The sequence below is a fragment of the Bradyrhizobium sp. USDA3010 genome (assembly GCF_056429065.1).
In genome coordinates, this window is the sequence record NZ_JBWJZD010000003.1 from 253,982 (window position 1) to 266,568 (window position 12,587).

General features: G+C 65.6%; 13 protein-coding genes. 10 read left to right on the top strand and 3 right to left on the bottom strand.

Annotated features, from left to right (window positions below):
- Positions 1-90: 90 nt before the first annotated feature.
- Entirely contained in the window at positions 91-996 is a 906-nt protein-coding gene (gene serB, locus AC066Y_RS06720) for a phosphoserine phosphatase SerB (protein ID WP_478273178.1), read from the bottom strand.
- Between serB and miaA the strand changes: the two genes are divergently transcribed.
- The 8 genes from miaA (at position 995) to ilvC (ending at position 9,324) form a co-directional block, all read left to right on the top strand.
- A complete protein-coding gene (miaA, locus tag AC066Y_RS06725; protein ID WP_478273179.1) occupies positions 995-1,924 on the top strand; it encodes a tRNA (adenosine(37)-N6)-dimethylallyltransferase MiaA in 930 nt (309 codons plus the stop codon). The genes serB and miaA overlap by 2 nt on opposite strands.
- Positions 1,925-2,382: 458 nt before the next feature.
- Positions 2,383-4,158: an acetolactate synthase 3 large subunit gene (locus tag AC066Y_RS06730; protein WP_478273180.1), complete on the top strand. Its 1,776-nt coding sequence runs from the start codon at positions 2,383-2,385 to the stop codon at positions 4,156-4,158.
- Between the two features lie 207 nt (positions 4,159-4,365).
- On the top strand, positions 4,366-5,352 hold the full coding sequence (locus AC066Y_RS06735) for a threonine dehydratase (protein ID WP_478273181.1): 987 nt from the start codon (positions 4,366-4,368) through the stop codon (positions 5,350-5,352).
- Between the two features lie 21 nt (positions 5,353-5,373).
- Positions 5,374-5,916 (top strand): acetolactate synthase small subunit, encoded by a 543-nt coding sequence (ilvN, locus tag AC066Y_RS06740; protein ID WP_016841057.1) that lies wholly within the window; start codon positions 5,374-5,376, stop codon positions 5,914-5,916.
- A gap of 3 nt (positions 5,917-5,919) precedes the next feature.
- A complete protein-coding gene (locus AC066Y_RS06745) occupies positions 5,920-6,615 on the top strand; it encodes a class I SAM-dependent methyltransferase (RefSeq protein WP_478273182.1) in 696 nt (231 codons plus the stop codon).
- A 44-nt stretch (positions 6,616-6,659) separates the two neighbouring features.
- Complete coding sequence (locus tag AC066Y_RS06750) at positions 6,660-7,538, top strand: EamA family transporter (RefSeq protein ID WP_478273183.1); 879 nt, start codon at positions 6,660-6,662, stop codon at positions 7,536-7,538.
- Between the two features lie 7 nt (positions 7,539-7,545).
- Positions 7,546-8,154: a LysE family translocator gene (locus tag AC066Y_RS06755; RefSeq protein ID WP_478273184.1), complete on the top strand. Its 609-nt coding sequence runs from the start codon at positions 7,546-7,548 to the stop codon at positions 8,152-8,154.
- 150 nt (positions 8,155-8,304) lie between these two features.
- Positions 8,305-9,324 (top strand): ketol-acid reductoisomerase, encoded by a 1,020-nt coding sequence (ilvC, locus tag AC066Y_RS06760; protein ID WP_028342350.1) that lies wholly within the window; start codon positions 8,305-8,307, stop codon positions 9,322-9,324.
- Between the two features lie 162 nt (positions 9,325-9,486).
- Here ilvC and AC066Y_RS06765 read toward each other — a convergent pair whose 3' ends face one another.
- Together AC066Y_RS06765 and AC066Y_RS06770 are read right to left on the bottom strand one after the other, a co-directional pair.
- Positions 9,487-10,593 (bottom strand): DUF2336 domain-containing protein, encoded by a 1,107-nt coding sequence (locus AC066Y_RS06765; protein ID WP_478273185.1) that lies wholly within the window; start codon positions 10,591-10,593, stop codon positions 9,487-9,489.
- Positions 10,594-10,775: 182 nt separating this feature from the next.
- Complete coding sequence (locus tag AC066Y_RS06770) at positions 10,776-11,795, bottom strand: adenylate/guanylate cyclase domain-containing protein (protein ID WP_478273186.1); 1,020 nt, start codon at positions 11,793-11,795, stop codon at positions 10,776-10,778.
- Positions 11,796-11,927: 132 nt separating this feature from the next.
- On the opposite strand from AC066Y_RS06770, the gene AC066Y_RS06775 reads away from it, so the two are divergent.
- Both AC066Y_RS06775 and AC066Y_RS06780 read left to right on the top strand, forming a co-directional pair.
- Positions 11,928-12,326: a lysozyme inhibitor LprI family protein gene (locus AC066Y_RS06775; protein ID WP_478273187.1), complete on the top strand. Its 399-nt coding sequence runs from the start codon at positions 11,928-11,930 to the stop codon at positions 12,324-12,326.
- A 27-nt stretch (positions 12,327-12,353) separates the two neighbouring features.
- Positions 12,354-12,587 (top strand): hypothetical protein, encoded by a 234-nt coding sequence (locus AC066Y_RS06780; RefSeq protein WP_092115842.1) that lies wholly within the window; start codon positions 12,354-12,356, stop codon positions 12,585-12,587.

Consider the following 12,587-nt stretch of genomic DNA (forward strand, 5'->3'; position numbering starts at 1 on the left):
ACGGCTTTTCTAGGTAACCGGCATCGGTGGTTATGGGTCCCGGCTCCGTGCGCAAACGCGCACTCGGCCGGGACGACAAGCTTCGCGAGCCTACTCCGCCACGAATTCGTCCCGGCGATAGCCCTGCGCATAGAGCAGCGCGGTGAGGTCGCCGTGATCGATCCGCGCCGCCGCGGCGGCTGCGACCGCGGGCTTGGCGTGATAGGCGACGCCGAGACCTGCGGCCTGGATCATGCCGAGATCGTTGGCGCCATCGCCCGTGACCAGCGTGTCGATGTCGTCGAGGTCGAAGGATTCCGCCAGCTCGACCAGCGTGGCGAGCTTGGTGGCGCGGCCGAGGATCGGCTCGACCACTTCGCCGGTCAGCTTGCCGTCCGCGACCTGCAACTGGTTGGCGCGGTTCTCCTGGAAGCCGATCTTTTCCGCGACCACCTTGGTGAACAGGGTGAAGCCGCCGGAGATCAGGCAGGTATAGGCGCCGTGCGCGCGCATCGTCATGACCAGCGCGCGGCCGCCCGGCGTCGGCGTGATGCGCTTCTCCAGCACCTCGTCGACGACGCTGACCGGCAGGCCCTTGAGCAGCGCCACCCGCTCGCGCAGCGCCGACTCGAACTCGATCTCGCCGCGCATCGCACGCTCGGTGATGGCGGCGACACGGGCCTTCAGCCCGGCGAAATCGGCGAGCTCGTCGATGCATTCCTGGCCGATCATGGTCGAATCCATGTCGGCCAGAAAAAGCTTCTTGCGCCGGCCGATCCGAGGCTGCACGACAATGTCGATCGGCAGGTCGCCGCGGGCCTGGCGCAGCCGCTCCTCGATGGCCTTGATGTCGTCCCTGCTGGCGTCCTGACGCTCGAACGGAATGTCGACGGCGACCTCGTTGAACAGCCACTGCACCGGGCCCGGTGAGGGCAGCATGGCCCGCGCACCGTCGACGATGGTGGAGTCGAGCGCGGGGCTTGCAGGATTGCAGATCAGCGTGGCAACGAGGGACATGCAGGCGCATTCAGGATTGTTGAACAGGGCAGTGCTTATCGCAGGGCCGACCGCCAGCGGCAAGTCGGCGCTGGCGCTCGAGCTTGCCCAGCGCGCCGGCGGGGTCGTGATCAACACCGACTCCATGCAGGTCTATCGCGACCTCCGGATCATCACCGCGCGGCCGACCGCCGCCGAGGAGGCGCAGGTTCCGCACAGGCTCTATGGCCATGTCGATGCCGGTGTGAATTTCTCCGCCGGTGCCTGGGTGACTGACGCGGCCAGGGTGCTCGGCGAGGCCCGTGCGGACAAGCGCCTGCCGATCTTCATCGGTGGCTCCGGCCTCTATTTCAAGGCACTGACGCGCGGGCTGTCGGCGGTGCCGCCGATCCCCCCTGAGGTGCGCGACGGTGTGCGCGCAAGGCTGGAGCAGCACGGCGTCGAGGCGCTGCATGCCGAGCTTGCAGGGCGCGATCCGGTGTCGGCCGAACGGCTGAAGCCGCGCGACCGCACCCGCATCGCGCGGGCGCTCGAGGTCGTCGAGGCCACCGGCCGCCCGCTGCCGGACTGGCATCGCGACGGCCTGCCGCCGCTGCTGCCGCCGGGCCAATTCCACGCGCTGTTTCTCGCGCCGGAGCGCGAGCGGCTCTATGCGCGGATCGACGCGCGGTTTGGCGCCATGCTCGATACTGGTGCGCTCGACGAGGTCGCGGCGCTGGCCGCACGCAGGCTTGATCCGCTGCTGCCGGCCATGAAGGCCCATGGCGTCCCGGCCCTGATCCGGCACCTCAAGGGCGAGATCAGCCGGGCGGAGGCCGCCGAGATCGGCCGGGCCGACACCCGCCACTACGCCAAGCGCCAGTTCACCTGGTTTCGTCACCAACTCCCGGAATTCGAATGGGTGGTGCCCGAGGCCGCGGGAGATTGGCTGGAGGGTCGGATCTCGTAGTCCCCGTAGCCCGGATGGAGCGCAGCGAAATCCGGGGTCTATTCCCAGCGGGCAGACCGTCGCGGATTGCGCTTCGCTTCATCCGGGCTACGGCCTCCGGGCGGCTCGGCGCCGCCGCGCGCCCGTCTGCCATGCGCGTTGCGCCGCGCAAAAACACTCGCCGAACGGTCGGAACCCCGTTACACTTGAAAAATCGCGAAACTGGCTGCCTTGCCTTGACATTCGGGCTTTGGCCGCTATGTTCGCGCAACCTTTGGGAAGACTGGGTCCTATCGTGCGCAACATTATTACCAAGCTGCTTATCGCCGTCGTACCCAGGCACACCGCCGGGGATGGCTAGCGGCCATCCAAATTCGGGCGGTGTGCATGGGGCCTCTGGGGCCCCTTTTTATTGCCCGAAGCAGAACTGACGAGAACTGACAAAAGCCGCGCAAAAACAAGCGCATCCGGAGCGAACCATGACCGACAAGAGCCACGATCCCAATCAGATGACCGGCGCCGCGATGATCGTGCGCGCGCTCATCGATCACGGCGTGCAGCATGTCTTCGGCTATCCCGGCGGTGCGGTGCTTCCGATCTACGACGAGATTTTCCAGCAGAGCGAAGTCGAGCATATCCTGGTCCGCCACGAGCAGGGCGCCGGTCATGCCGCCGAAGGCTACGCCCGCTCGACCGGCAAACCCGGCGTGGTGCTGGTGACGTCCGGTCCCGGCGCCACCAACATGGTGACGCCGCTGACCGACGCGCTGATGGATTCGATCCCGCTGGTCTGCATCACCGGCCAGGTGCCGACCCACCTGATCGGCAACGACGCCTTCCAGGAATGCGACACCGTCGGGATCACGCGGCCCGCCACCAAGCACAACTGGCTGGTGCGCGACGTCAACGACCTCGCCAGGGTGCTGCACGAGGCCTTCTATGTCGCCACCACCGGCCGCCCCGGTCCGGTGCTGGTCGACGTGCCGAAGGACGTGCAGTTCGCAACCGGCACCTATCACCCGCCGCGCAAGTCGGACGTTCACATCTCCTATACGCCGCGCGTGAAGGGCGATGCGACCCAGATCCGCAAGGCGGTGGCGCTGCTCGACAATGCAAAACGTCCGGTGATCTATTCCGGCGGCGGCGTGATCAATTCGGGTCCGGAGGCCTCCAAGCTGCTGCGCCAGCTGGTGGAGGCGACCGGGTTCCCGATCACCTCGACCCTGATGGGACTGGGCGCCTATCCGGCCTCGGGGCCGAACTGGCTCGGCATGCTCGGCATGCACGGCACCTACGAAGCCAACATGACGATGCATGATTGCGACGTCATGCTGTGCGTCGGCGCGCGCTTCGATGACCGCATCACCGGCCGCGTCGATGCCTTCTCGCCGGGCTCGAAGAAGATCCACATCGATATCGACCCGTCCTCGATCAACAAGAACATCCGCGTCGACGTGCCGATCATCGGCGACGCCGGCAACGTGCTCGGCGACCTGTTGCAGGTGTTCAAGGCGGAGGCGAAGAAGCCCGACATCAAGGCGTGGTGGCAGCAGATCGCGCAATGGCGCGCGCGCAACTCGCTGTCGTACCGGAAGAATAACGATATCATCCTGCCGCAATACGCGATCCAGCGCCTGTTCGAGCTGACCCGCGGCAAGGACACCTACATCACGACCGAAGTCGGTCAGCACCAGATGTGGGCGGCGCAGTTCTTCGGCTTCGAGGAGCCGCACCGCTGGATGACCTCGGGCGGTCTCGGCACCATGGGCTACGGCCTGCCGGCCGCGGTCGGCGTGCAGGTGGCGCATCCGGACAGCCTGGTGATCGACATCGCCGGCGACGCTTCGGTGCAGATGACGATCCAGGAGATGTCGACCGCGGTTCAGTTCGAGCTGCCGATCAAGATATTCATCCTGAACAACCAGTACATGGGCATGGTGCGGCAGTGGCAGCAGCTGCTGCACGGCAACCGCCTGTCGCATTCGTACTCCGAGGCGCTGCCCGACTTCGTCAAGCTCGCCGAGGCCTATGGCTGCGTCGGCCTGCAGGCGACCAAGCCGTCCGACCTCGACGGCGCGATCAAGGAGATGATCTCGATCAAGCGCCCGGTGCTGTTCGACTGCCGCGTCGCGGCGCTGGAGAATTGCTTCCCGATGATCCCGTCGGGCAAGGCGCACAACGAGATGCTGCTGCCGGAAGAAGCGACCGACGAGGCGACCGCGAAGGCCTTCGCCGGCGGCAAGGCGCTGGTGTGATGATGGATCGGCGCGGAGCACTCTCTCTTCACCTCGCCCCGCTTGCGGGGAGAGGTCGGATTGCGCGTGAGCGCAATCCCGGTGAGGGGGGCTCTCCGCGAGTCCGTCTCTCACCATTGCCTTGGAGGCAGCCCCTCACCCCAATCCTCTCCCCGCGAAGAGCGGGGCGAGGGAGCCTATCGCACGCTCGGATGGAGGGCGGCTCCCATGTTTGATCTCAGCGAGCTCGAGCGCGCGCACGGGATCGTCGGCACCGCGGTGCCGGCGACGCCGGCGTATGCCTGGCCGTTGCTGGCCGAGCGGCTCGGCACCGAGGTCGTGGTCAAGCATGAGAACCACACGCCGATCGGCGCCTTCAAGGTGCGTGGCGGCCTGGTCTATCTCGAGCGGCTGAAGCGCGAGCGGCCCGATGTGCCCGGCATCATCTCGGCGACGCGCGGCAATCACGGCCAGAGTCTGGCGTTTGCCGCGAGCCGCCACGGCGTGCCGGCGGTGATCTACGTGCCGCGCGGCAACTCGGTCGAGAAGAACCGTGCCATGCATGCGTTCGGTGCCGAACTGGTCGAGCACGGCGAGGACTTCCAGGCCGCGCGGGAAGAGGCCGAGCGCCGTGCCCAGTTCGCCGGCCTGCACATGGTGCCGTCGTTCCATCCGGACCTGGTGCTGGGCGTTGCGACCTACGCGCTCGAGCTGTTTCGTGCGGCGCCCGATCTCGACGTTCTCTATGTGCCGATCGGGCAGGGCTCCGGCATCTCCGGCTGCATCATGGCGCGCGACCTGCTCGGCCTCAAGACCGAGATCGTCGGCGTGCAGTCGACCGAGGCGCCGTCCTATGCACTGTCGTTTGCGGCCGGCAAGATCGTGACCACCGAGACCAGCAACACGCTTGCCGACGGCATGGCGACGCGGATTCCGGACGCCGATGCGTTCGCTTTGATCCGCAAGGGCGCCTCCCGCATCGTGCAGGTCACCGACGACGAGGTCGGGCAGGCGATCCGCGCCTATTGGACCGACACCCACAATCTCGCTGAGGGCGCAGGCGCCGCGGCGCTCGCGGCCGCGCTGCAGGAAAAGAGCAAGCTCGCCGGCAAGCGGGTCGGCCTGATCCTGAGCGGCGGCAATATCGATTTCGATCTGTTCCGGACCTGGATCGGGACGGATGCTGCGCCGGCCGCCGAGCGGGCGGTGGCGTGAACAGAATGTAAGGGGACGACCATGAACCAGCCCGCATCCGCCTACTTCCTCGAGGAACGCCACGATCCGAACGAGACGCACACGCTGTCCGTCCTCGTGCAGAACGAGCCCGGCGTGCTCGCGCGCGTGATCGGGCTGTTCTCCGGCCGCGGCTACAACATCGAGAGTCTCACGGTTTCGGAAACCGAGAGCCAGAAACACCTCTCGCGGATCACCATCGTCACCACGGGCACGCCGATGGTGATCCAGCAGATCAAGCATCAGCTCGACCGCATGATCCCGGTCTACCGCGTCGTCGACATGACGCTGACCGGCAGCTCGATCGAGCGCGAGCTTGCGATGGTCAAGGTGAGGGGCGGTGGCGATCACCGCGTCGAGGCGCTGCGGCTGGCGGATGCATTCCGCGCCCGGGTGATCGACGCCACGACCGAGAGCTTCGTGTTCGAGATCACGGGCAATTCGTCCAAGATCAGTCAGTTCATCGACCTGATGCGCCCGCTGGGCCTGGTCGAGGTGTCACGAACCGGGGTGGCCGCGATCACGCGTGGGCCGGAAGGGATGTGAATCATGTTGGCGCGCGACTGGTACTACACGCAACGGCGGCAGGTCGGTCTCGATACCGCGGTTGCCTCGATCTATGACGTCAGCGAGGACAGCGATGTCCGTGCCCGCCAGGCGCTGACCATGCTCGGCGTCAAGCCGGGCTGGCGGATCGCCGATATCGGCTGCGGCAACGGCGTGCTGGCGACCGAGGCGGCGCTGATGAGCGCCGAGGTCGACGCCATCGATATCTCGCCGGCGATGATCGGGCTTGCCGAAATCTATGCGCGCGACCGCAAGGCGAAGATCCGGACCCAGCCGGCCGGCCTGTTGTCCTTTGCCTATCAGCCGAACTCCTACGACCTCATCGTCAGCGAGTTCACGCTGCACCACCTGCCGGACTTCTGGAAGGCAGTGGCGCTGTCGCGGATCTTCAACGCGCTGAAGCCCGGCGCGAACTTCTATCTGCGCGACATGGTGTTCGTCAGCATGCCCGACGGGGTCGATCGCGATGTCGAGGGCTGGGCCGATTTCTCGATCAAGAACCACGATTTCGAGCGCGAAAGCGTGATGACCCACATGCGCGACGAATACTCGACCTTCGGCTGGGTGATGGAGCGCATGCTGACCGAGACCGGTTTCACCCTGGTTGCCGCCGACTATCATGCGCCGTTGCACGGCACCTATCTGCTGCGCAAGCCGAAGCCGGACGAACAGATCTAGATCCTCGCATCGACAGAGCCAAACCGAATCAAAGAAGAAGAACAATGAAGCCGGCCGATGTTGGCATCGCCGTCATGGTCGCGGTGATCTGGGGACTTGCGTTCGTCGCGAGCCGGATCGCGCTCGATGAGCTGCCGCCCGAATTGATGACGGCGCTGCGCTTCGGCATCGCGGCGGTGCCGTGCCTGTTGCTGCCCAGGCCGGGCCAGGTCTCGTGGCCGCTGTTGATCGGAATCAGCCTGACCTTGTTCCTCGGCCAGTTCCTTGCGCAATCCATCGCCATCGCCCACGGCATGCCGGTCGGGCTCACCAGCGTGATCGTGCAGAGCCAGGCGCTGTTCACCATCGGCTTTGCCGCGGTGCTGTTCGGCGAATTGCCATCGCGGCTGCAGACCGTGGGCATCGCCATCGCCGCGATCGGCCTGCTGATGATCTGCGGCACCGTCGGATACGATTTCAGCGTCACCGCCTTTGCCATCCTGATGATCTCACCGATCTCGTTCGCAATCGGAAACCTGCTGCTGCGGCCGGCGCAAGGCGCACGCATGTTCGACCTGTTCGCATGGCTGTGCCTGTGTGCCGCGATCCCGCTGTTCGGCCTGTCGCTGCTAACGCTGGGCGCGAAGCCGATGTGGCAGGCGCTGTCGCATCTGTCGCCGGCCGGCATTGTCTCGATGCTGTTTGTCGGCACCGTTTCCACCAGCATCGCCTATTGGCTGTGGGGCCGGCTGCTCCGGGATTATCCGGCGGCGCAGGTGGTGCCGTTCGCGCTGCTGGTGCCGTTCGTCGGCTCCGCCGCCTCCAGCATCGTGTTCGGCGAGAGGTTCGGGCCGCTGCGGCTCGCCGGCATGCTCACGGTCATCGCCGGCATCGCCGTGATGCTGCTGTCGAAGCGGCCAAAAGCTCTGCCGAAAGTCGCGTGAGGGCACTATGTCGAATTCGCTGCTGTTTGCCTTTGTCGTGTTTGCCGTCGTGATGTTCTTCACGCCGGGCCCCAACAACATCATGCTGCTGTCCTCGGGGCTGACCTACGGCTTCCGCCGCACGGTGCCCCACATCGCCGGCATCACGGTCGGCTTTGCCTTCATGGTCGGCGCGGTCGGCGTCGGGCTCGGGGCGGTCTTCATCGCCTATCCGGTGCTGCAGACGATCCTCAAATATGGCGGCGTCGCCTATCTGGTCTATCTCGCCGCCGTCATCGCCATGGCCGAGCCGCCCTCGGCGGACAAGGACGACGGGCCCGGTCGCGGCCCGATGACGTTCTGGGGGGCGGCCATGTTCCAGTGGATCAATGCCAAGGGCTGGGTGATGGTGATCGGCACCATCACGGCCTACGCGGCGATTGCCGCCTTCCCCTGGAACATCGCGATCCAGGTCGGCCTGAGCCTGGCCCTGGGGACGGTGTCCTGCATCGTCTGGGCGCTGTTCGGCACCGCCCTGCGGCCGGTCCTGACCTCGACCCGGGCGATCCGCGTCTTCAATGTGGTGATGGCCATCCTGCTGCTGGCCTCGCTCTACCCGGTCTTCATGGACGCATGATGCCGCACCGCGCCATGCGAGATGGGGGTTTCCCCTGAGGGGGAAAATGCTCTAGACAACGCCGGAAATTCGCGGGCGCCCGGCGGTTCTGACCTTCCGAAAGCCTGACTCATCGGCCGATTTTGGCCCCCTTCAAACGAGGAAAACACGATGCGAGTTTACTACGATCGCGATGCCGACCTGAACCTGATCAAGGGCAAGAAGGTCGCCATCGTCGGCTACGGCAGCCAGGGCCACGCCCACGCGCTGAACCTGAAGGATTCCGGCGTCAAGGAAGTGGCGATTGCGCTGCGCAAGGGTTCGGCCTCGGCCAAGAAGGCCGAGAACGCCGGCTTCAAGGTGATGGAAGTCGCCGAGGCCGCCAAGTGGGCCGACCTCGTCATGATGCTGACCCCGGACGAACTGCAGGGCGACATCTATCGCGAGCACCTGCACGACAACATGAAGAAGGGCGCGGCGCTCGTGTTCGCCCACGGCCTCAACGTGCACTTCAACCTGCTCGATCCGCGTGCCGACCTCGACGTGCTGATGATCGCGCCGAAGGGCCCCGGCCACACCGTGCGTTCGGAGTATCAGCGCGGCGGCGGCGTGCCCTGCCTGATCGCGATCGCCAAGGATTCGTCGGGCAACGCGCATGACCTCGGCCTCAGCTACGCTTCAGCGATCGGCGGCGGCCGCGCCGGCATCATCGAGACCACCTTCAAGGAAGAGTGCGAGACCGACCTGTTCGGCGAGCAGGTGGTGCTCTGCGGCGGCCTGGTCGAGCTGATCAAGGGCGGCTACGAGACGCTGGTCGAGGCCGGCTACGCGCCTGAAATGGCCTATTTCGAGTGCCTGCACGAAGTGAAGCTGATCGTCGACCTCATCTATGAAGGCGGCATCGCCAACATGAACTACTCGATCTCCAACACCGCCGAATACGGCGAGTATGTCACCGGTCCGCGCATCGTCACGGCCGAGACCAAGGCGGAGATGAAGCGCGTGCTCGCCGACATCCAAGGCGGCAAGTTCGCCCGCGACTGGATGCTGGAGAACAAGGTCAACCAGACCTCGTTCAAGGCGACCCGTGCCAAGCTCGCCCAGCATCCGATCGAGGAAGTCGGCGCCAAGCTGCGCGACATGATGCCCTGGATCAAGAAGGGCGCGCTGGTCGACAAGAGCAAGAACTAAGCTCGACGCGCAGGTGTAGGGTGCGTTAGCGAAGCGTAACCCACCACGTCTCCGCGGAACGAATTGGTGGGTTACGCCTTCGGCTAACCCACCCTACGCATCGAATCAAAAAGGGTGGGCGCATTGCCCACCCTTTTTCTTTGTCACGAAGACGTCGCCGGGCTAACCGGCCGCGATCGGCTGCTTCTCGATCCTGTTGTGCAGCTGCCAGAACCGCACGGTGCGCTGTGCGGTTTCCAGCGACAGCCGCCGGTAATCGCGGTGCGCGACCTCGAGGGTCGCATGGTCGAGCGGATGCGGCAGCGGCCGCTTGCGCAAGATGGTTTCGACCGTCGGCCAGTTGAGCCGCGCCGAGCGGCACGGGATCAGGAGCAGGTCGGAGCGCAGCCCGAGCATCAGGCGCTCGATCATCGCGATCGGCATGTCGTTGAGCACGGCGAGCGCGACCGTGACCTCGTCGAACTTGCCGTCCTCGGCGAATTTGTAGACCGCCGCATCGTCGAGCTCGTTCAGCTGCTTCATCAGCTTGACCAGCTCTTCGGCGATGCCGTAGTTGCGGCGGGGAGCCGCGGCCTCTTCCTGCGCGATGTCGTTCAGCACCTGGCTGATCTCCTCGCGTGCCCTGGGCGATGCGATCGCGAGCAGGCGGGCACGCACCGTATCCTTGGCCCGCTGCAGCAGGTCGCGCAGCAGCTTGGCCGGAATATCGATGCGCAGCCCGAGAATCTCGACCAGCTCATCGTCGCCTTCGGCGCGGGCGACGATCGAGGAATAGCCGTTGTCGGAGAACTGCGCGCCGGCGTTCTTGGCAAGGCGCCGGATCACCTTGTCCTCGCCACGGTCGATGATCACGTCGGTGACGGAAGCCGGCAGGTTCTCCCGCGCCGAGATCGCGAACAGATGGTCCTGGCCCTTGCTGGCGGCGATCTCGCGCAGTGCGTCGTTCGAGAGGCGGCTGGAGTGGGTCAGCACGTCGCCGGCGACGCCGATGTCGTCGTCCCAGGCGAGGTGCTGAATCACCTCAAACGGCGCATAGTCGAGCGGCGCGAGCCGCTTGCTGAGCTCGACCCGCGCACGCGTCTCGACGCGCGCGACGAGCAGGCAAAGCACGTCGTCGAACACCTTGACCTGTTCATCGTTGAGGCGGTCGCCGTCGTTCAGGAACAGATCGGTGACCTGCCGCAGCGTCTGCACGCGCTTGGCGGACGTCCCGTCCCGGACCGCATCCTCGAGTTCGGCAATAATCGATTGTGACGCCTGTTGCGCCATCGACGGGCAACCTTGTTTTTGTTGAATGACACCTGTCCGTGCACCATGCAGGGCGTCGTCTTACACCTGCGTTAAGGAGGAACCCGGTGCAAATACGGGTGCATCGCATACTTAACGGGCCGCGACCGGACGGGACTCAATTGGTGCTTTCGCGACAATGGCAGTGCGTCTTAAGAGATTGTTTAGGACGATGCGCGCCGCGCGACGGCGAAGATGTCGATCGAGGCGGCGCGCCCGCGCAGCTGCGTCGAGCCGAGCGGCTCGATGGCAAAATCCGGGTCCGAGGGCAGCCGGCAAAGCAGCTCGCCCGATATCAGCAGCGGCCGGCCGGCCTCCTTGCAATGCGCCTGCAGCCGCGCCGTGACGTTCACGGTATCGCCGAAATAGGCGATCTGCCGCCGCGAGTCGCCGCATTCGCCGATCACGACCGGGCCGGCATGCATCCCGGCGCGGAACGCCGGCACCACGCCGAACTCCTTGCGATAATGGTCGGCCCGCTGGGCGAGGCGGTCCTCGATCGCGAACACGCAGTCGAGATAACGCCGCGACGGCTGGCCCGTGCCGGCCGGCCAGGTCACGATGACCTCGTCGCCGACATAGGCATGAACCTCGCCGCCATGCGCCACGATCGGCTCGTCGATGTCGAAGAAGAAGCGCGTCAAGAGCTCCTGCACGCGCAGCTCGCCCATCGCCTCCGCCAGCGACGTCGAGCCGACCAGGTCGAGGAACAGCAGCACGCGCTCCTCGCGCACCGGCTGGCGGTAACGTCCCAGCACGATGTTGAGCAGCGTATGCCCACCGATCATCCGGACCAGTTCGTAGATCGTCGTGATCGGGATCGAGAGCAGCAGGGACACGCCGATGATCTTGAAGAAGGTCTCGCGAACCCACTTCGCCTCAAGCCCATGCCCATACAGAATGACCTCCAGCGCGATCGCGGCGACCCCGACGACGAGGGCCATGATCACGGAGCGGGCAATGAGATCGACGATGAGCGGCAGACGCCGCAGCCGGCCGCTGCGCATGGTCAGATAGAGATGCGTGGCCCAGACGATCAGGGTGAGGGCAGCGCCGTCAAGCGCGCTGCGCACATAGTTCGCGGCGGAGCCTTCGTTGGATTCGTTGAAGGCGTAGCGAAACAGCCCGCCGACGAGCAGGCCGAGCACGGCCAAAACGATTGCAGGCGTCACGGTACGCCGCATGAATCCCTCCATACCCCTGAAATATCCTGCAGGGATCGGGAAGGCCAGCCGCGGTGCGACTGATATGAACGGGATGGGCTATGGCCGCACTAACGTATGGCCCTACGGGGTCCATCGGATGGGGAAGGCGGCATGAGATCGGCTCTCACGACAGGCGTGTTCAGGCTCGGGTCCTTGGTCGCGGCCATTTTCATCATCGCCATCTCGTCGGCCTGGGCCGGCGATCAGGGCGATCCCGAACAGTCCTGCGACGGCAACACCTACCAGATGGTCGAGTGCCTCAAGGCCAAGACCGCGCAATGGGACAAACGGATGAACGTCGCCTATCAGCAGGCGCTGAAGGATGCCGCGGGCGACAAGCAGCGCGAACAGCTGCGCACCGCGCAACGGTTATGGATCCAGTACCGTGACGCGAATTGCCTGTATTACGACCTCGGCGAGGGCACCATCGCCCGCCTTGACGCCGGCGAATGCATGCGCAGCATGACCGAAATTCGTGCCAAGGAACTGGAGAATCTCGGCCATCAGTGAGCCATCTTCCGGTGCCAGGACGTGGTCATGACTGACGGAAAGAGCCAGAACGAACTGACCCAGCTTGCGGAGGAGGCGCTGCGCGCCCAGCCCGGCTGCGAGACCGCCCGCGTGCCGGCGGTCGCCGCGCTGCCCGATGGGCAGGTCGGGCGCAACTGGGAGATTCCGAACGTCGTGCTCGGCGACAGCCTGATCAGCGACGTCGACCGCGCGGTGCTCTCGGTGCATCGCCGGCTCGGCCGCCAGTTTCACCTGGTGTGA